This window comes from Brevundimonas sp. FV1ye29L (assembly GCF_058681095.1).
Genome location: NZ_CM178730.1, coordinates 1,272,998 through 1,290,415, shown reverse-complemented (window position 1 = coordinate 1,290,415; position 17,418 = coordinate 1,272,998). Strand labels below are relative to the sequence as shown.

At 67.4% G+C, this 17,418-nt stretch carries 20 protein-coding genes; 6 read left to right on the top strand and 14 right to left on the bottom strand.

Annotated features, from left to right (window positions below; all coding sequences use genetic code 11):
• Window positions 1-109: 109 nt before the first annotated feature.
• On the bottom strand, window positions 110-535 hold the full coding sequence (locus ACW17W_RS06355; RefSeq protein ID WP_492079906.1) for a cupin domain-containing protein: 426 nt from the start codon (window positions 533-535) through the stop codon (window positions 110-112).
• A gap of 49 nt (window positions 536-584) precedes the next feature.
• Between ACW17W_RS06355 and ACW17W_RS06350 the strand changes: the two genes are divergently transcribed.
• Both ACW17W_RS06350 and ACW17W_RS06345 read left to right on the top strand, forming a co-directional pair.
• On the top strand, window positions 585-845 hold the full coding sequence (locus ACW17W_RS06350) for a DUF4160 domain-containing protein (protein WP_492079905.1): 261 nt from the start codon (window positions 585-587) through the stop codon (window positions 843-845).
• A complete protein-coding gene (locus tag ACW17W_RS06345) occupies window positions 842-1,120 on the top strand; it encodes a DUF2442 domain-containing protein (protein ID WP_492079904.1) in 279 nt (92 codons plus the stop codon). The genes ACW17W_RS06350 and ACW17W_RS06345 overlap by 4 nt, the downstream gene beginning before the upstream one ends.
• On the opposite strand, the gene ACW17W_RS06340 is transcribed toward ACW17W_RS06345, so the two are convergent.
• From ACW17W_RS06340 to ACW17W_RS06295, 10 genes are all read right to left on the bottom strand, one after another.
• Window positions 1,117-1,605 carry a hypothetical protein gene (locus ACW17W_RS06340; protein ID WP_492079903.1) on the bottom strand — a complete coding sequence of 163 codons (489 nt, stop codon included), beginning with the start codon at window positions 1,603-1,605 and terminating at the stop codon, window positions 1,117-1,119. The genes ACW17W_RS06345 and ACW17W_RS06340 overlap by 4 nt on opposite strands.
• Window positions 1,606-1,775: 170 nt before the next feature.
• Window positions 1,776-3,191 (bottom strand): NAD(P)(+) transhydrogenase (Re/Si-specific) subunit beta, encoded by a 1,416-nt coding sequence (locus ACW17W_RS06335; protein WP_492079902.1) that lies wholly within the window; start codon window positions 3,189-3,191, stop codon window positions 1,776-1,778.
• A gap of 22 nt (window positions 3,192-3,213) precedes the next feature.
• Window positions 3,214-3,507, bottom strand: a complete 294-nt coding sequence (locus ACW17W_RS06330; protein ID WP_492079901.1) for a hypothetical protein — start codon at window positions 3,505-3,507, stop codon at window positions 3,214-3,216.
• Entirely contained in the window at window positions 3,504-3,806 is a 303-nt protein-coding gene (locus ACW17W_RS06325; RefSeq protein ID WP_492079899.1) for a hypothetical protein, read from the bottom strand. The genes ACW17W_RS06330 and ACW17W_RS06325 overlap by 4 nt, the downstream gene beginning before the upstream one ends.
• Window positions 3,803-4,126 carry an NAD(P) transhydrogenase subunit alpha part 2 gene (locus ACW17W_RS06320; RefSeq protein WP_492079898.1) on the bottom strand — a complete coding sequence of 108 codons (324 nt, stop codon included), beginning with the start codon at window positions 4,124-4,126 and terminating at the stop codon, window positions 3,803-3,805. The genes ACW17W_RS06325 and ACW17W_RS06320 overlap by 4 nt, the downstream gene beginning before the upstream one ends.
• A gap of 3 nt (window positions 4,127-4,129) precedes the next feature.
• Window positions 4,130-4,327 (bottom strand): hypothetical protein, encoded by a 198-nt coding sequence (locus ACW17W_RS06315; protein ID WP_492079897.1) that lies wholly within the window; start codon window positions 4,325-4,327, stop codon window positions 4,130-4,132.
• On the bottom strand, window positions 4,327-5,451 hold the full coding sequence (locus ACW17W_RS06310; RefSeq protein WP_492080273.1) for a Re/Si-specific NAD(P)(+) transhydrogenase subunit alpha: 1,125 nt from the start codon (window positions 5,449-5,451) through the stop codon (window positions 4,327-4,329). Before ACW17W_RS06310 ends, ACW17W_RS06315 begins: the two co-directional genes overlap by 1 nt.
• Before the next feature lie 162 nt (window positions 5,452-5,613).
• Window positions 5,614-5,859, bottom strand: coding sequence for an aa3-type cytochrome c oxidase subunit IV (locus tag ACW17W_RS06305; RefSeq protein ID WP_492079896.1), 246 nt, complete (start codon window positions 5,857-5,859; stop codon window positions 5,614-5,616).
• Window positions 5,860-5,945: 86 nt separating this feature from the next.
• Window positions 5,946-7,304: a serine hydrolase domain-containing protein gene (locus ACW17W_RS06300; RefSeq protein ID WP_492079895.1), complete on the bottom strand. Its 1,359-nt coding sequence runs from the start codon at window positions 7,302-7,304 to the stop codon at window positions 5,946-5,948.
• 57 nt (window positions 7,305-7,361) lie between these two features.
• Window positions 7,362-9,167: a M3 family oligoendopeptidase gene (locus ACW17W_RS06295; protein WP_492079893.1), complete on the bottom strand. Its 1,806-nt coding sequence runs from the start codon at window positions 9,165-9,167 to the stop codon at window positions 7,362-7,364.
• 105 nt (window positions 9,168-9,272) lie between these two features.
• Here ACW17W_RS06295 and ACW17W_RS06290 point away from each other — a divergent pair, with 105 nt between their 5' ends.
• The 4 genes from ACW17W_RS06290 (at window position 9,273) to ACW17W_RS06275 (ending at window position 16,229) form a co-directional block, all read left to right on the top strand.
• A complete protein-coding gene (locus ACW17W_RS06290; RefSeq protein WP_492079891.1) occupies window positions 9,273-9,746 on the top strand; it encodes a DUF1203 domain-containing protein in 474 nt (157 codons plus the stop codon).
• 68 nt (window positions 9,747-9,814) lie between these two features.
• Window positions 9,815-11,668, top strand: coding sequence for a DUF4153 domain-containing protein (locus ACW17W_RS06285; protein ID WP_492079890.1), 1,854 nt, complete (start codon window positions 9,815-9,817; stop codon window positions 11,666-11,668).
• Window positions 11,669-11,791: 123 nt separating this feature from the next.
• Window positions 11,792-13,255 (top strand): sigma-54-dependent transcriptional regulator, encoded by a 1,464-nt coding sequence (locus ACW17W_RS06280; RefSeq protein ID WP_492079889.1) that lies wholly within the window; start codon window positions 11,792-11,794, stop codon window positions 13,253-13,255.
• A gap of 199 nt (window positions 13,256-13,454) precedes the next feature.
• Window positions 13,455-16,229 carry a TonB-dependent receptor gene (locus ACW17W_RS06275; protein ID WP_492079888.1) on the top strand — a complete coding sequence of 925 codons (2,775 nt, stop codon included), beginning with the start codon at window positions 13,455-13,457 and terminating at the stop codon, window positions 16,227-16,229.
• Window positions 16,230-16,242: 13 nt separating this feature from the next.
• On the opposite strand, the gene ACW17W_RS06270 is transcribed toward ACW17W_RS06275, so the two are convergent.
• The 3 genes from ACW17W_RS06270 to ykgO form a co-directional block, all read right to left on the bottom strand.
• Window positions 16,243-16,587, bottom strand: coding sequence for a hypothetical protein (locus ACW17W_RS06270; RefSeq protein ID WP_492079887.1), 345 nt, complete (start codon window positions 16,585-16,587; stop codon window positions 16,243-16,245).
• Between the two features lie 49 nt (window positions 16,588-16,636).
• Window positions 16,637-16,912: a nucleoid-associated protein GapR gene (gene gapR / locus ACW17W_RS06265; protein ID WP_492079886.1), complete on the bottom strand. Its 276-nt coding sequence runs from the start codon at window positions 16,910-16,912 to the stop codon at window positions 16,637-16,639.
• Window positions 16,913-17,071: 159 nt separating this feature from the next.
• The gene (gene ykgO, locus ACW17W_RS06260; RefSeq protein ID WP_008263184.1) at window positions 17,072-17,197 is read right to left on the bottom strand and encodes a type B 50S ribosomal protein L36; all 126 of its coding nucleotides are present in this window, start codon (window positions 17,195-17,197) and stop codon (window positions 17,072-17,074) included.
• Between the last annotated feature and the right edge of the window lie 221 nt (window positions 17,198-17,418).

The window sequence follows — 17,418 nt, the reverse complement described above, 5'->3', positions numbered from 1 at the left end:
GCGCTTCGGTCGCAATGGGCCGGCGCGGAACACCCATAGCGCGTCCGGGCCTCGAACGGTCACACGCTTTGTTGCAGGGGGCGGACAGGCTGACGCGGTTTCAGGCCGTCTATGCCCCGGGCGACCATCCCGGAGGGGCCATTTCGAACGCCGCAAAGTCAAAACCCGGGGCGACGGTGCAGCCCGTCAGCGCCCAGGCCCCCAGCGGCCGCGCCGCCTGCCAGGCCCCCGGCGGCACGACGGCCTGTTTCACCTGTCCGGCCTTCAGATCGTCGCCCAGAACCAGCGTCCGCACCCCGGTCTCGTCTGCGATCCTCAGCTCCAGCGGGTCGCCCATATAGTGGTGCCACACCTCTGCCGCGTCGATCAGATGCCAGTGCGACGCCTCCCCCTCCGCCAGCAGATAATAGATCGCCGTCGACACCGCCCGCCCCTCGACCGTGCGCGGGTCTCGAAACGTCTCCCGATAATGCCCGCCCTCCGGATGGGGGGTGAGGTCGAGCCATTCGATCACTTCCGCGGCGGTGAAGGTCATGGAGGGTTTGGAATATCCATGTTAGGCGTAACTGTATGCCGACGATCTCATGGTTCTACGGGATATCGATACGGATGTTCGTCAGCGACCATCCGCCGCCGCATTCCACGCCTACTATGAGTCGAGCGTCGCCGTTGTGCTGATCGAGACGGGCGAAATCACGGTGGGCCGATTGCCTCCCCGCATAGCCCGCTTTGTCGAACAGTGGCGAAAGCAGTATAGTGGCGAACTTATGAGGTTCTGGGACATCGCGGAACGCGGCGAGACGGGCTCGCTGGGCCGGATTCCCGGTCTGGATGAAAAGGCATGAGAGAAGTCGTTCACGTTCGCCGGTTCCGTGTCACAGCGCCCTATCGGCTGTGGCTTCAGTTCACCGACGGCCTGGCCGGCGAGTGGGACTTCTCGGCTCTGGCGACCAGCGAAAAGCCGGTTACGATGCCGTTCCGCGACCCTGAGTTCTTCGCCGAGGTCTTCCTCGACTTCGGCGCCCTGACCTGGCCCAACGGTTACGACTGGAGTCCGGAAGCGTTGCATGCCGATATGAAAGCGGCCGGGGTGCTGAAGTTCGAGAGCGCGGCGGCCTAAGCCGGTGAGTTCAGGTTTAGCCAACGATGCGCAGCGTCGAAAAATGTCGAACCCTGCAAATCTACATTGGTGAAGCCGCCGGACTCGCCCGCGCGCTGCTGAGCCTCGCAAAAAGTCCGCGCCTCATCGATCCGATGCTGCAAGATCAGAAGGCAGGAATAGGTTGCGAGATACCGGCCTTTCAATTGTTCTGACTCCAATCTGTCCATGAGCAGGGCGAGAGCAACTGCCGGATCAAACGTCTGAACAGTCAGTCTTGCCCACTGGATTGCGGATTCTGCGATCTCAGCTGCGTCTTCGCCATTGGCCAAGTCGGCTTCGCGATGGGCCGGGGTCCAGCAGGTAAACGCGCCCCACTTGCGAAAGGACAAGGGCTGCCGGTTATTCTCTGTCAGCCCTGTGATTTCCCAAAACAGCGGATCAATCCCCATCGGTTTGGCACCCAAAGTCGCCACGATCCGGGGTTCATTCACATGAACTGCCACACCGATATCCAGAAACCAGCCGTCCAGTTCGCGGAACAGGTTGCCCTTGGCTACCGACCACCCACTCCCCCTCGCTGCCTTGCGAATGACGGGAGGGAGGGCGCGCCAGAGACCTTCACGAGCACGTCTGCGCTCACGCTCGTGTCGTTCCGCAAGAGACCGTGAAGAGCTCACAGCCCCTTCACAATCCCCTCGACCATCTTCTTGGCGTCGGCGAACAGCATCATCGTGTTGTCGCGGAAGAACAGCTCGTTCTCGACGCCCGCATAGCCCGCCGCCATGCCGCGCTTGATGAACAGCACCGTCCCGGCCTTCTCCACATCCAGCACCGGCATGCCGTAGATCGGCGATTGCGGGTCGGTCTTGGCGGCCGGGTTGGTGACGTCATTGGCGCCGATGACGAAGGCCACGTCGGCGGACGAGAATTCCGAGTTGATGTCCTCCAGCTCGAACACTTCGTCATAGGGGACGTTGGCCTCGGCCAGCAGGACGTTCATGTGGCCGGGCATGCGGCCGGCGACGGGGTGGATGGCGTATTTCACCTCGACGCCCTCCTCCTTCAGCTTGTCGGCCATCTCGCGCAGGGCGTGCTGGGCCTGGGCCACCGCCATGCCGTAGCCGGGCACGATGATGACCTTGGAGGCGTTCTTCATGATGAAGGCGGCGTCCTCGGCCGATCCCTGTTTGACGGGCCGGGTCTCCTTCGCGCCTGCCGCCCCGGTCGCCGCATTCCCGCCGCCGAAGCCGCCCAGGATGACGCTGATGAAGCTGCGGTTCATGCCCTTGCACATAATGTAGCTGAGGATGGCGCCGGACGATCCGACCAGGGCGCCAGTGATGATCAGGGCGATGTTTTCCAGCGTGAAACCGAGCGCCGCCGCCGCCCAGCCGGAATAGGAGTTCAGCATCGACACCACCACGGGCATGTCAGCCCCGCCGATCGGAATAATCAGGGTCGCGCCGAGGATCAGGGCGATGATGAATACGCCCCAGAAGGCCCAGATCGCGGTCCCGCCCGAGCCGATCATCACCCCGATCAACAGCACCAGCCCCAGGGCCAGGCCGATGTTGATCAGGTGACGCGCGGGCAGGATGATCGGCGCCCCCGACATCCGTCCGTCCAGCTTGGCGAAGGCGATGACCGAACCGGTGAAGGTGATGGCGCCGATGGCGACGCCGAGGCTCAGCTCGATGATCGAGACGGTCTTGATCCCTGCACCGTCCGAGATGCCGAAGGCTGCGGGCGCATAGACCGCGCCCACCGCCACCAGACAGGCGGCCAGACCGACCAGACTGTGGAAGGCGGCGACCAGCTGCGGCATGTCGGTCATGGCGACCTTCCTGGCGATCAGGGCCCCGGCCCCGCCGCCGACCACCACGCCGGCGCCCAGCAGGGCCAGGGTCACCCAGTCCAGGGCGCCGGATGTTCCCAGCGTCAGCAGGGTCACGCCGACGGCGATCCCCATGCCAATCATGCCGAGCGTATTGCCCTGACGGCTGGTCTCCGGGCTGGAAAGCCCGCGCAGCGACAGGATGAACAGGACGCCGGAAACCAGATAGGCCAGCGCGGCCAGCGATGCGTTCATTATTCGGTTCCCCGCAAGATCGTCATCTGTTCGGCCCGTCCGGCCGGCAGGTTGTGCGTGTCAGCCGCCACAGGGCGGCGGCGATGAAGAGCGGCGACAGAAAGGTCAGGGCCCAGTCGACCGGCGTCATAGGCCGCGACTGGATCACAATCCTGAGCAGGGTCGCCGAAAAGACCAGAACCACGCCGCAGTCCATGAAGCGCAGCTTCTGGATCGCATCCCGCTCGCGCAGCCAGCTCCACAGCCACAGGCCGACGCCGAGACCGGTGGCGACCCAGGAGGCGATCAGGGACAGGGCGACGGGGTCCGTAGTCATGTCGCGTTCGAACCGCGCCGCTCGACCCCGGACCAGCTGGGACGGGTGCGCAAGACTGCCGCGATCTGCACGCCGACCGCAAGGATCAGGGAGATGACGGCGAGCCTGGGGCTGATCTCACCCTCGGTCCGCGCCAGAAGGTTCGGCCCCTGAAACAGGGCCAGACCGGTCAGGAACAGGCCCAGACTGGTCAGCAGCCGGATCATCCGCGCCCGGGTGACGACCAGCCAGACATAGACGCCGACCGCCGCCATGGCGGCGGCCAGACAGAGCCAGCCCAGAACCGTATCCGCCGTCATTTCGCGGGCCGTTCCTTCTTGCGGTACATGGCCAGCATCCGCCGGGTGACCATGAAGCCGCCGAAGATGTTGACGCTGGCCAGGGTCACGGCCGCCACGCCCGCCCCCTTGGCGATCCAGGCCGCCGCCCCGGTCTGGGGCCCCGACACGGCCGCCGCCGCAATCAGGCCGCCGACGATGATGACGCTGGAGATGGCGTTGGTCACGGCCATCAGAGGCGTGTGCAACGCCGGCGTCACCGACCAGACGACATAATAGCCGACGAAGATCGCCAGCACGAAAATCGCCAGACGAAAGACGGTGGGGTCAACGTGTTCCATAATTCAATCCTGTGGATCGGACGGATAGCTGTGGTCGTGCGGATCGCGAAATGCCCGCCGGGCCAGCGACACGGCTATGGGCACTATGAGAAGGCCCGGAACGATAGCCCATGGCGGCGCGCGCCACAGCAGAAGCAGGGCCGCTGCGATGACCATGGTCAAGGCCGTCAGGTGGGCCGGATGATCCAGCAGGGCGACCATTACCCCCGCACCCCATCATGCACCACGGTCCCGCTGTGGGTGACGACGGCCGCCTTCAGGATCTCGTCCTCCAGATTGACCGCTGCCGCGCCGTCCTTGAGGATCAGGTCGAGGAAGGCGACCAGATTGCGGGCATAGAGGCTCGATGCATCCGCCGCGATCCGGCCCGGCAGATTGGCGATGCCGACGATGGAGACGCCGTTCGAAGTCACCACCGTCTCCCCGACCTTCGCCCCCTGCACATTGCCGCCCGCCTCGACCGCCAGATCGATCAGCACCGAACCCGGCTTCATCGTCGCCACCTGTTCGGCCGTGACCAGCACCGGCGCCGCGCGCCCGGGGATCAGGGCGGTGGTGATGACGATGTCCTGCTTCCTGATGTGCTCGCCGGTCAGGACCGCCTGTTTGGCCTGGTACTCGGGCGACATCGGCTTGGCGTAGCCGCCGGCGGTCTGGGCGTTCCTGAACTCCTCGTCCTCGACGGCGAGGAATTTGGCGCCCAGAGATTCGACCTGTTCCTTGGTCGCGGGCCGCACGTCGGTGGCGGTGACAACCGCGCCCAGACGCCGGGCCGTGGCGATGGCCTGCAGGCCCGCGACGCCGACGCCCATGATGAAGACCTTGGCCGGGGCCACCGTGCCCGCCGCCGTCATCATCATCGGGAAGCCGCGTCCATAGGCGTGGGCCGCCTCGATCACGGCGCGATAGCCGGCCAGATTGGCCTGTGACGACAGGGCGTCCATCACCTGGGCGCGCGAGATCCGGGGCACGAACTCCATGGCGAAGGCCGTGGCGTTGGCCGCCGCCAGCGCCGCGACCGTGTCCTTTTCCTTGTAGGCGTCCAGCAGGGCGATCACGATCGCGCCGGGCTTCAGGGCGCTGATCTCCTGCGCCGTCGGGCCGCGCACCTTCAGCACGATGTCGGCGCCCTCCAGCACCGCCCGGGTGTCCGGCTTCACCACCGCGCCCGCCGCGACATAGTCGGCGTCGGGGAAGGACGAACCCGTCCCGGTCCCGGCCTCCACCGTCACGGTGCAGCCGAGGCCGACGAGCTTCTTCGCCATATCGGGGGTCAGGGCGCAGCGCGTCTCGCCTTCACGGCGCTCACGCGTCACGGCGATCATGACGGCCAATCGAGTCTCCCCTGAGATCATTCTTCTTGGGGAGAGGTTAGGCTGGAAATCTTTCGCGCGCAAAGGCCGAAACCGCGCAACGCGGACAAATCACGTGCGCAAAGGCCGGAATGTTCGCAACGGCCGTGCGTGCAACGGCCGCTATCGCAGGGTTTAGTGCGACGAACCGGATTTCAGGAACAGGAAGCCGGCGCCGAACACCACGGCGCCCGCGATGGCGCCCGGCAGGAAGCCGGCGGCGGTGCAGAACCAGATCACCAAGGGCGTCAGGATGGCGGCCAGCGCCAGCGAGCCCCATTTGGCCAGACCCATGAACAGGGCCCAGGTCGAGGTCTGTTCGCCGATCTCCATCGTGCCGCGCTGATAGTCGTCGTGATCGGCGTGGTGCGGGTCGGCCATGGTCGGAAGTCCGGGTCGGAGGATTCTGGATGTGCCGTCTTATAGCCGCCGGGACGGTTCGCTCAAGAGGGCGTCGGCTATCAGGCTCAGTTCAAGGTCGCCAGCACATCGCGGGTAAAGGCAGCGATGTTGAACCCCCGCCCGGCCGGGTCCTCGCCGCGTCGGACGATGACGACCTTTCGGCTGGGCACGATCACCACATACTGGCCCCGGTTGCCGTTGGCGGAGAAGGCGTCGGCCGGAACGCCGTCTTCCCTGTTCATCAGCCAGAATGCAGCCCCATAGCCGAACGTTCCGGTCGGCGGCTGCGGCCCCGACGGGGTGGTCACCCGCGTTCTCCAGCCCTGGGGCAGGATGCGCTCGCCCTCCCAGACCCCGTCCTGGACATACAGCTGGCCGAACCGCGCCAGATCGCGCGCCGTGGTCCAGACCTGGCTCGACAGGACATAGTTTCCGCGCCAGTCGGTCTCGGCGAAGGTGTGGGTCATCCCCAGTCGGTCGAACAGCGCATGCGGCGGATGGGCGGCGAAGGTCGGGGCGACGGCCAGGACCGCCAGAAGCGTGTCGTTGTTGGCATAGCGGAACTGCGACCCGACCGGGGCGATCAGCGGCCATCCGGGCGCCTGTTCATCGACCGCCGTGCCGCCGAAATAGAGGGCGTCGGTCCGGTTGCCCGCCGTGTCGCTGGTCAGGCCCGAGGCCATCCGCATCAGGGCGTCCAGGGTGATGGCGCGGCGCGGGTCATTTGCCGTCTGCCAGCTGGGGATGGCGGCGGGGGCGTCCGGGTCAACCTCGCCCCGCTGCACCGCCGCCCCGATCACCGTCCCGGCCAGACTCTTGGCCACCGACCATGTACGCTGGGGAACATCGGGGCCGAAGTCGGGCGCATAGCGTTCGGCGACGACCCGGCCGTCCTGAAGGATCACCACCCCGGTTGTGACCGAGCCGGTACCGAGGTCTCCGCCGAAGGCCCGCGCGACAACCGCTTCCAGCGCCGCTGCATCGCCGCTCGTCGTTCCGGCCGGCAGGGGCGGCGCCGAGCTCCGCCGGTTCACCGTCTTCATTTCTCGCATGCCGCCGACGAAGCCGGTCGGCATGAGGGTGCAGCCCCGGCCCGGCGTGAGTTGCGCCACCCTCGGCGGCGCGGCCTCGTCCCAGGTGACCGCGATCTCGGCCTCGAAGGTTTCGACCGGCATGTCGGCGATCAGGGGCTGGAGTTCGGGATAGATGCCGACGAACTCGTGCGCCTCGACACTGGCCTGGGTCCGCGTCCCGCCAGCCTCTCGCGCCGTGAACACCGCGCTGCACAGGGTCAGGGCCTTGTAACCCGCCGCCAGCGCCCGCTGGTTCGGCGTCGGCTGAGGCGCAGGCGTCTGGGCGAGCGCCGGTGCGGCGACAAGCGCCAGACCGGCGAGAAGGGCGGCGATCGTCAGTGACGGTTTCATCCGGCCACAGTCGGGGCGACCGCCGTAGCCGTCAACCGACGACCATCACTTCCGGAATCAACCCAGCGCCTCGAACCGGTCGATCAGCCCTTCCAGCCGTTTCGTGCCGATGGTCCAGAAGGCCGGGTCGCGCGGGTTGAGCCCGAACGGCGCGAGCGCCTCGACATAGGTCCGTGTCCCGCCGGCCGCGAGCAGGTCGCGATACAGGGGCGTAAAGCCCTGGGGATCCCGGGCCCGCGTCTCCATCAGGGCCGCGACCAGCAGGTCCCCGAAGGCATAGGCGTAGACGTAGAAAGGCGAGTGGACGAAGTGGCTGACGTAGCTCCACCAGTGCTCATAGCCGGGGTTCAGCGTCACCGCCGGACCCAGGCTGGCGCCCATCTCCTCCAGCCAGATCTGGCCAATCCGTTCGGCCGGAACCTCGCCCTTCAGCCGCTCGTCATGGAACCGCGTCTCGAACCGGTGGAAGGCGATCTGGCGCACCACGGTGTTCAGCCCGTCCTCGATCCGCCCGGCCAGCAGACCCTTCTGCTCGGCCTTCGGCGCCGTCGCCAGCAGCCGGTCGAAGGTCAGCCCCTCGGCGAAGATCGACGCCGTCTCGGCGAGGGTCAGGGGCGTATCGGCCAGCAGGGTCCCTCGATCCGCCGCCAAGGTCTGGTGCACCCCGTGGCCCAGCTCGTGCGCCAGCGTCAGCACGTCCCGCCGTTCGCCCATCCAGTTCAGGAAGACATAGGGATGCCGGTTCGCCGTCACCGGGTGGGCGTAGGCGCCCGACTGTTTGCCCGGCCCGGCCCGGCCGTCGATCCACGGGTTGTCAAAGAACCGCCCGGCCCAATCCGCGAACTCCCCGCCGAGATCGGAAAAGCTCTCCAGCACGATTTCGCGACCCTGTTTCCAGTCAAAGGCGCGCGGCGGGGCGGTGTTCAACGGCGCATTGCGGTCCCACTGGTTCAGGGTCGTCATCCCCATCGCCCGGGCCTTCAGCGCATAGTAGCGGTGCGACAGGCGCGGATAGGCGGCGGCGACCGACTCGGCCATGGCGTCCACCGACTCGCCGTCGACCTCATTGCCCAGATGGCGGCTGTCGGCCGGACGTTTGAACCCCCGCCAGCGATCCTCCAGCGCCTTGTCGGCCGCGACGGTGTTCAGGACCAGCGACAGGGTCGAGGCCCGTTCGCCCAGCGCCGCCGACAGTCCCTCGGCCGCCGCCTTGCGCTGGCCCGCCTTCGGGTCCGACAGCCGGTTCAGGGCCTCGGCCAGGGTCAGGCTGTCCTTGCCCGCCTTGACCCGCAGGGCCGCCAGGGTCTCGTCGAACAGGCGCGGCCATTGCGCCGCGATCGGCCCATGCTCGGCCAGGAAGGTCTCCAGCTGTTCCGACAGCTCGTGCGGCTTCATGGCCCGCACCCGCCGCAGCCAGGGCGTCCATTTCGCTGCGCCTGCATGGGCCGCCAGCGCCGCCTCGATTTCGGCCTCGTCCAGCTGGTTGATTTCCAGCGTCAGCCAGACCGTCGGGGTCGAAACCGCCGTCAACTGTTCGCGGATATCGGCCTCGAAGCCATTGGCCGCCGCATCGTCGCGGGCCGTGGACGCCGCCAGAAACGCATAGGCCCCCAGTCCGCCCAGAACCTCGCTGGCCTGCTCGTACAGGGTGATGGCCCGGTCCAGCCGCTGGCCCAGCAGGACCGCATCGCCCCGCGCCTCGACCAGTAGGCCCTGCAGCGACCCCAGTTCGGCCACCACCGCCCGGCCGCGCGCCAGATCGGCGGCGATCCGCTCATCCTCTCGCGAGGCATAGAGATCCGACAGGTCCCACAGGGGCGGTTCGGTGGAAACGGCGGGCGGGGCTTTGAAGGGCGCGTTCATCCCCTGTTTGTGGGGACGCCGGGGCCGCGACGCAACGGCCGATTGCCGCCAGACGCGCGGGAACGGCTGCGTCATCCTGCCTCGAAACCCGCTCCGAGGACCTTCATGACCTATCAGATCCAGCCCCTTCCGCTCGCCCCGTTCGCGCCCCTGTTCGCTCTCGATGACGACGAACTCGCCGCCGTCGGCGCCCGCCGCTGGGTCGCTGACGCGCCCGGTCGCGCCCCCTGCCGCGTCAGCCTGATGGACGCAGAGGCCGGCGACCGGCTGATCCTGCTGCACCACGCCCACCTCACCGATCCCTCCTCTCCCTATCGCGCCGGCGGACCGATCTTCGTGCGCGAGACGGCGGCGGAGGCCGCGACCGCCGTGGGCGAGGTTCCGCCCATGCTGTCGCGTCGCCCCCTGTCGATCCGCGTCTATGACGCCCGGAACATGATGATCGAGGGCGAGGTCATCGACGGCGCCGATCTGGACGCCCGGCTGACCCACTGGTTCGCCCTTCGCCATACCGCCCAGATCCACATCCACTTCGCGCCGCGCGGCTGCTACCTCGCCCGGGCAGTCCGACCGGCCTGAATCCAGACCGCCGACGCTTCCCCCCGCGAACCAGATGCGCTCTGATGCCGAACAGGGTGGAGCGCGGCATGACCGGGGATGTAATGGACAGGGCGAGCGACGACGACGGTCACGGCCGGACCGGCCTGGCGCGGAATCAGGCGCGATGGCTTGGACCGGGCCGTCTGGCGATTGGCCTGATCTGGGGCGTGGCCCTGTGGGCCCTGTACCGGTCGGCCGACGGCTTCGGACCTGAGCGGACATGGCCCGCCACAGAGCCGCAGATCTTTGGTCCCCTGCTTCTGGTCTGCGCCTATGCGCCCGTCGTCGCCCTCGCCTCCATCGGTCGGCTGCGCGCCCGCACAGGGATCGTCTGGCTCACTGTTGTGTGCGTGCTCCTGGCCCTTCTGGGCCTGCATGACGTTGCGCGACAGGCTGCCGAGAGCCTGACCTCACCGCCCTATCTGTCCGCTCCGATGCTGGGCTTCGTGGCCGTCGCCCTGTTTATCGCCCACCATCTGGTCGCGCCCGCCGACGCCGAGCGGCGCTGGATCGCCAGCTTCCCCGCCTATTTCGACCAGGCCTGGAAGGCGGGGGTGCAACTGGCCCTGTCGCTGGGCTTCACCGGCGCCTTCTGGATCCTGCTCCACCTCGGCGCAGCCCTGTTCCGGATCATCGGCCTGCCGCTGTTGCAGGAGTTGATTATGCGGGACTGGTTCGCCCTCCCGGTCTCCGGCCTCGTCTTCGCCCTCGCCGTGCATCTGGCGGATGTCCGCGACGGACTGATCCGGGGCGTGCGGACCGTCGGCCTGATGCTGCTGTCGTGGCTGCTGCTGGTCATGACGGTGCTGGTCGCGGCCTTCCTCATGGCCTTGCCCTTCACCGGCCTGAAGGGTCTGTGGGAGACCGGCAGCGCCACGGCCCTGGTCCTTGCCTCGGCCGCCGCCCTGATCGTGCTGATCAACACCGCCTATCAGGACGGACGCCCGGACAACCTGCCGCCCGCCATCCTGCGCGTCACGGTGCGGATCGCCGCCGTCCTGACCACGCCTCTGATCCTGATCGCCTTCTGGGGTCTGGGCCTGCGGATCGGCCAGCACGGCCTGACGCCCGACCGGATCATCGCCCTCGCATGCGCCCTGATCGGCGCCGCCTATGCGATCGGCTACGGCCTCGCCGCCGTCGTCCCCCTGTTCCGGCGGGGCTCGCCCTGGATGCAGGCGCTGGAGACGACCAACATCGCCACCGCCGTACTGGAGGTCGCCGTCATCCTCGCCCTGTTCAGCCCCGTGGCGGATCCGGCGAGGCTGTCGGTCAACAATCAGATGGCCCGGCTCGCCGCCGGAAAGGTCGCCCCGGACCGTTTCGACTATCGCTTCCTGCGCTTCGAAAGCGGAAAGTCGGGTCAGGCCGCCCTCGCCGAACTGGCCCGGTCGCCCGTTGCAGCGATCGCCGGCCCCGCCCGCGCCGCCGTGGCGGCGAGCGACCGCTATGAGATGGACGACCCCGAGGTGGCCCCCCGCGCCTTCACCCCCGTCGTGGAGACCTGGCCAAAAGACCGGCCCCTCCCCGTCGACTTCCTTGCGCCCATGCAGGGTCTAGGCATGCTGCGCGGCTGCAACGGCCGTGGCGATTGCGTGGCGACCGAGGTCGATCTCAACGGCGACGACAGGACGGAGATCCTCATGGCCACGGCCTACGCCATCACCCTATACACCCGTTCGCCGCAGGGCGGCTGGGGTGAGGAAGGCAGCTATCCGGTTCTCCGCTGCGCCGGCGAGCCTCGGGCCGACGGTCGCGACCTGATGCGATCCGGCGCAATCCGTCCCAGTCCCGCCGAATGGCCCGACCTGGCCACCGGAGGGCGTTTCGTGTCACGCCTGAATGTCAGCGGCCCGTGCCGAAACGACGGCGCGCCGGTCGTTGATCAGATCTCCCGTTAACCCCCCGCACACCACGCCCTCCAACCCGATCTTCACCCCCTTCACCCTAAAACCGTCCCGAAACGAGCCAGTCGCGCGTCAAGGACGGCGGCCGTTGCACGGTGAAGATAAAGGGTGTTCCACATGGCCAAGACCGTTCTGGTCGTCGATGACGATCCGACCCAGCGCCGCCTGGTCCAGGCGGTGCTGGAGCGCGAGGGCTTCGCCGTGGTCCATGCGGAGTCGGGCGACGAGGCCCTGAAGCGGATGCAGGGCGGCGGCGGCGCCGACCTGGTCCTGCTCGACATGGTCATGCCAGGCCTGACCGGCATGGAGACCCTGACGGAACTCCGCGCGGGCGGAGACATGACCCCGGTCATCGTCCTGACCGCCAACGGCGGCATCGAGACGGTGGTCAAGGCCATGCAGGCCGGCGCCCAGGACTTCTTCATCAAGCCGGTCGGCCCCGAACGCCTCGCCATCGGCGTCAACAACGCCCTGCAGATGACCCGTCTGACGGCCGAGGTCGGACGGTTGAAGAAACACGTCGCGGGCCGCACCACCTTCGACGACCTGATCGGCGACAGCCCGGCCATGCGGATGGTCAAGAGCTTCGGCGCCCGTGCGGCGAAGTCGAACATCCCCGTCCTGATCACCGGCGAGAGCGGCGTCGGCAAGGAGGTCATCGCCCGCGCCCTGCACGGCGTTTCGGACCGGACCGGCAAGCCCTTCGTCGCCGTCAACTGCGGCGCCCTGCCCGCCAACCTGGTGGAGTCCATCCTGTTCGGCCACGAGAAGGGCGCCTTTACGGGCGCCGTCGACAGGACCCTGGGCAAGTTCCGCGAAGCCGAGGGCGGCACCCTGTTCCTCGACGAGATCGGCGAACTGCCGCTCGACATGCAGGTCAAGCTGCTGCGCGCCCTGCAGGAGAGCGAGATCGATCCGGTCGGCGCCAAACGCCCGGTCAAGGTTGATGTCCGCATCGTCTCGGCCACCAACCGCGACCCTGCGCTACAGGTCAGGGAGGGCGCCTTCCGCGAGGACCTCTACTACCGGCTCAACGTCTTCCCGATCGAGGCCCCGGCCCTGCGCGAGCGGCGCGAGGACATTCCGGCCCTGGTCGATCATTTCATCACCCGCTTCAACGCCGAGGAGGGCCGCCGTGTCGTGGGGGCCTCGCCAGAGACCCTGGCGTTGCTCAGCGCCTTCGACTGGCCCGGCAATGTCCGCCAGCTGGAAAACGCCGTCTATCGCGCCCTGATCCTCGCCGATTCACCCTGGCTGCAACCCCACGACTTCCCGGCCATCTCGGGCGTTTCGGCGCCCATGCCCGACCATCCGTCCGATGTTGCGGCCCCGGCGACCGCCAGCGGGGTTGAACTGCCGCCCGCCCCCGAGACCCCGGTTCGCATTCTGGATGAGCGCGGTCATCTGCGGACGCTGGAAGATATCGAGCGCGACCTGATCCAGCACGCCATCGAGGTCTATGCCGGACATATGTCCGAGATCGCCCGCCGCCTCGGCATCGGCCGCTCGACCCTGTATCGCAAGGTCCGCGAACAGGGGCTGGAAGGCGCCCTGCCCGACGAGGTCCGGGCCGCTGGCTGATCGCGTGCCTTTCAGGCAACAACCTGCGGCCTGAACATCAATATGTCTGAAATGTAACCTCTTTGCCCGACGGAGGACGCGCGGCCGTGCGTTGAAGAGGCTGGTGTGTGGACTCATCGAGTTCGGGAGGGCGCTGCCTTGCCGGTCGAGCCTCCACCGCGAATCCATTTCCAGTGACGAACCCCAGGGCGACCCCAGTATGACGATAGCCGCCGCGATCCTGTATGCGCTCGCGTCCAGCGCAGCGCCGGCCGCCGCACCGGTCGAGGCTGCGCCGATATCCTCGGCGGCGACGTCTGCTCCTCCTCAAACCACCCAGACCCAGACGCCGACGACGCCCCGGACGCAGCCGGATCCGGACGAGGATGTCCCGACGGGAGTCGCGTCCGCCGACGCCTATGATCTGGGCACCGTCACCGTCAACGCCAGCAAGCCGCGCGGCAGCGTCCAGGGCGATATCGCCCCGGATATCGTTCTCGACGCCGAACAGCTGAAGGCCTATGGGGCCTCCAACATCGCCGAATTGCTGACGGCTCTTGAGCCTCTGACCCGATCCAGCCGGGGCCGCTCGGACGCCGGCCCGGTCGTTCTGCTGAACGGCCGCCGCACCACAGGCTTCCAGGAAATCCGGGGCATTCCGTTCGAGGCCATCGAACGCACGGAAATTCTCCCGGAGGAGGTCGCCCTCACCTATGGCTACAGCGCCGACCAGCGGGTGGTGAACATCGTCCTGCGCGACAATTTCCGTCAGGGCTCGGTCTCGCTCCAGACCCGCGGCCCGTCGCAGGGCGGCCGTCTGACCAACGAGGTCGACGGCAATTTCTTCAACATCCAGGGCAACAACCGCTGGAACCTCGATCTGGAATACGAGCGCGCCTCGGCGCTGTTCGAGTCCGAGCGCGACATCGTCCGGGAACCGGGCAGCCAGCCGTTTGATCTGACCGGCAACCTGCGGGGCGTCCCGAACGGCGCCGGGATCGATCCGGCCCTGTCGGCGCTCGTCGGATCCAGCGTCACCGCAGTGGCCCTGCCGACGGGCGACGCCAGCCTGACCCTCGCCGATCTGGCTGCGGGCGCCGGACGGACGAACAGCAGCAACCTCGGCGACTACCGCACCCTGCTGCCGCGGACGGAGAGCTCCCAGCTGCGCGGGTCGGTGGCCCGCGACCTGAACGACACCACCCAGGGCACCCTGAGCCTCAGCCTTGAGGACAGTTCCAGCCAGAGCCTGCTTGGCCTGCCCGGCCTGACCCTGACCGTGCCCGGGGCCAATCCGTTCTCGCCCCTGACCAATGACGCCCTGCTGTATCGCTATGTCGACGCTCCGGACGTCATGACCCGCGACAGCGACACCCTGACGGCCAACCTCGGACTGATGTTGAACGGGTTCCTCGGCGACTGGCGCTGGACCTTCAACGGCTCCTACGACCGGACCGAGACCGACTCGACCACAGGCCGGGGCTTCAACGCCGCCGGTTGGCAGTCCGACATCAATGCGGGCGCCAATCCGTTCGGGGATATTCCGCTGGACCGGCTGACGGCGCTTCAGGACACCTCCAGGTCCGTCGCCAGCGGGGGTATGGCCGAGGTCGTCTTCAGCGGGCGCGCCTGGCAGGCGCCGGCCGGCGGACTTCAGACCACCCTGAAGGCCGGGCTCGATACGCGCAGTCTGGAGTCCGAAAGCGTACGTTCGGGCCTCTTCAACTCGGGGTCCCTGTCGCGGGACCGGGGCTACGCCACCGTCAGCCTGTCGCTTCCGATCGCCAGTCGCAGCCGCGAGGTGCTCGAGGCCCTCGGCGACCTGTCGGTCAACGTCAATGCGGGCTACGACGAACTGTCCGACTTCGGCGGATTGTCGACCTTCGGGGCGGGGGTGAACTGGACCCCGATCGAAATGCTGTCCCTGTCGGCCAACTACACCAACGAACAGGGCGCCCCGACAATCCAGCAGTTGAACGACCCGGTCGTGACCACGCCCAACGTCGCCGTCTATGACTTTGTCACCGGCCAGACGGTCAATGTCACCCGGGTCGCCGGCGGCAACCGGGGTTTGATCTCGGACAATCGCGAGGTCGTGAAACTGGGCTTCAACCTGCGCCCTCTGAGCAGCCAGGACCTGCAGTTCAGCTCCAACTACACCTGGAGCCGGACGGACGGAGAGATCGTCGGCTTCCCGACGATCACCCCGGATCTGGAGGCCGCCCTGCCGGAACGGTTTACCCGTGACGCGGCCGGCAACCTGACCGCCATCGACGCCCGCCCGCTGAACTACGAGGCGTCCGAGCGCCAGGACATCCGCACCGGCTTCAACTTCTCCATGCCCTGGGGCAAGCCGAACGCCCAGGCGGCGGCCAACATGCAGCGCATGATGGCGGGGGGACCGCCCCCCCGCGCCGGCGCCGGCGGTCCCCCGCCCGGAGGCGGCGGCCAGTTCCGCATGGGCGGGGGCGGACCCGGAGGCGGCGGTCGCAACCGCGGCCCGCAGATGCAACCGGGGCAAGGCCGGTTCAACCTGTCGATCTACCATACCTATCGACTTCAGGATGAAATCGTCATCCGCGACGGCCTGCCGATCATCGATCAACTGGACGGCGGCTCGACCAGTGCGCGCGGCGTCTCGCGTCAGGAGGTCCAGCTTCAGGCCGGGGTGTTCCGCAACGGCTTCGGCGGCTTCGTCAACGCCAACTGGCGCGATGGCACGCGGATCAACGGCGCCACCGACGCCCAGGACATCAGCTTCGGCGGCCAGACCACCGTCAACCTGAATGTCTTCGCCGACCTGAATTCGCGCACCTCATGGGTCGAGAGGTTCCCGATCCTGAAGGGCGCCCGCGTCAGCCTCGGCGTGGAGAATCTGTTCGACAGCCGCGTCAATGTCCGCAGTTCAGGCGACCTGCCGCTGAACTACCAGCCGGACTTCCTCGATCCCCAGGGCCGGGTCATCCGGATCAACCTGCGCAAGGTGCTGTTCTAGCGAGGGCGGGCGTTCAGTCGGGCGTAGACTTGCGGCCCCGCGGCCGTCCGGTCGCTTCGCCCTTGGCCTTTCTGGCGATCTCCCTGAGCTTTCGGCCCTGCATGGCCGAAAGCGCCTGACCCGGTGCGCCCAGCTCCGGGTCGCCGAAGGCGCGACCGTGGGTCTTCACCCGCTCGCTGACCGAATCGAGAAATTCGCCCTCCCATTCGGACAAGGAAACGCCCGCCTGCTCTGCCGAGCGGCGGGCGCGTTTCAGGGCGTTCAGGGCGGCGCGCTGGTTGGCTTTTCGTTCGGCCTCGAACGGACTGGCGGGGGACCGTTTGATGCCCGCCCCCGGTTTCAGGGTCCCGGACCCCATCGGCGCCTTTCGCTTCAGGTCGGATCTCCCCCCGGACAGACTCTACCCGTCAGACTTCGCCCAGCGCCGACAGATAGAGGTCGAGGATCGCCTCCTCTTCCTGACGCTTGGCCTTGTCCTGTTTGCGGATGCGCAGCACCTTGCGCAGCACCTTCACATCATAGCCTTCGCCCTTGGCTTCGAGGAAGACCTCCTTCATGTCGGCCATGATGGCCTGCTTGTCTTCCTCCAGACGCTCCAGCCGCTCGATGATGGTGCGCAGACGACCCTGGGCCGTAGCGTTCAGAACGTCGGGCGAGGCGTCAAAGGCGGCGTCGTCAGCCATAAGGAGTACTCCAGAATCAAGGGGCGGACGCTAACCATACGCAGCGTCTCGCCTCAACCACGAACACGAAAAAGGCCGCGGACAAAGCCCGCAGCCTGTGGACGTTTCGCTTGCGCCAACGCGCGCCACAAGGTGGCGCGCCGCTTCAGCGCGGACGGATCAGCCCTGTTTCGCCTTGAAGCGCGGGTCGGTCTTGTTGATCACGAAGACCACGCCCTTGCGACGCACGACCTTGCAGTCGCGGTGGCGGGTTTTCAGCGACTTGAGCGAGCTACGGACCTTCATGGTCGTCGTCCTGAGGCAAAATCAAAATAAAAGAGCCGCGGGCGGACCTGCGGCGGAGCGGTGCCTATAGAGAGTCGGCTCGGGATCGTCAACCGGTCAGTGGCCTGTGAGGCGGGGCCGGAAGCGTGCGGAGACGGATATCCCCCGGAGGCACGGTCTATCGCCGCATCATCATCCGACAAATCCCGAGCCCTGCCAAACGGGGACTGCCGGCGGCGACA

Excerpts from the sequence above, each read along its gene's own strand:
- ACW17W_RS06355 (WP_492079906.1), bottom strand. The coding sequence starts at position 535 with ATGACCTTCACCGCCGCGGAAGTGATCGAATGGCTCGACCTCACCCCC.
- ACW17W_RS06350 (WP_492079905.1), top strand. The coding sequence starts at position 585 with ATGGTTCTACGGGATATCGATACGGATGTTCGTCAGCGACCATCCGCC.
- ACW17W_RS06345 (WP_492079904.1), top strand. The coding sequence starts at position 842 with ATGAGAGAAGTCGTTCACGTTCGCCGGTTCCGTGTCACAGCGCCCTAT.
- ACW17W_RS06335 (WP_492079902.1), bottom strand. The coding sequence starts at position 3,191 with ATGAACGCATCGCTGGCCGCGCTGGCCTATCTGGTTTCCGGCGTCCTG.
- ACW17W_RS06330 (WP_492079901.1), bottom strand. The coding sequence starts at position 3,507 with ATGACTACGGACCCCGTCGCCCTGTCCCTGATCGCCTCCTGGGTCGCC.
- ACW17W_RS06325 (WP_492079899.1), bottom strand. The coding sequence starts at position 3,806 with ATGACGGCGGATACGGTTCTGGGCTGGCTCTGTCTGGCCGCCGCCATG.
- ACW17W_RS06320 (WP_492079898.1), bottom strand. The coding sequence starts at position 4,126 with ATGGAACACGTTGACCCCACCGTCTTTCGTCTGGCGATTTTCGTGCTG.
- ACW17W_RS06315 (WP_492079897.1), bottom strand. The coding sequence starts at position 4,327 with ATGGTCGCCCTGCTGGATCATCCGGCCCACCTGACGGCCTTGACCATG.
- ACW17W_RS06310 (WP_492080273.1), bottom strand. The coding sequence starts at position 5,451 with ATGATCGCCGTGACGCGTGAGCGCCGTGAAGGCGAGACGCGCTGCGCC.
- ACW17W_RS06305 (WP_492079896.1), bottom strand. The coding sequence starts at position 5,859 with ATGGCCGACCCGCACCACGCCGATCACGACGACTATCAGCGCGGCACG.
- ACW17W_RS06300 (WP_492079895.1), bottom strand. The coding sequence starts at position 7,304 with ATGAAACCGTCACTGACGATCGCCGCCCTTCTCGCCGGTCTGGCGCTT.
- ACW17W_RS06295 (WP_492079893.1), bottom strand. The coding sequence starts at position 9,167 with ATGAACGCGCCCTTCAAAGCCCCGCCCGCCGTTTCCACCGAACCGCCC.
- ACW17W_RS06290 (WP_492079891.1), top strand. The coding sequence starts at position 9,273 with ATGACCTATCAGATCCAGCCCCTTCCGCTCGCCCCGTTCGCGCCCCTG.
- ACW17W_RS06285 (WP_492079890.1), top strand. The coding sequence starts at position 9,815 with ATGACCGGGGATGTAATGGACAGGGCGAGCGACGACGACGGTCACGGC.
- ACW17W_RS06280 (WP_492079889.1), top strand. The coding sequence starts at position 11,792 with ATGGCCAAGACCGTTCTGGTCGTCGATGACGATCCGACCCAGCGCCGC.
- ACW17W_RS06275 (WP_492079888.1), top strand. The coding sequence starts at position 13,455 with ATGACGATAGCCGCCGCGATCCTGTATGCGCTCGCGTCCAGCGCAGCG.
- ACW17W_RS06270 (WP_492079887.1), bottom strand. The coding sequence starts at position 16,587 with ATGGGGTCCGGGACCCTGAAACCGGGGGCGGGCATCAAACGGTCCCCC.
- gapR (WP_492079886.1), bottom strand. The coding sequence starts at position 16,912 with ATGGCTGACGACGCCGCCTTTGACGCCTCGCCCGACGTTCTGAACGCT.
- ykgO (WP_008263184.1), bottom strand. The coding sequence starts at position 17,197 with ATGAAGGTCCGTAGCTCGCTCAAGTCGCTGAAAACCCGCCACCGCGAC.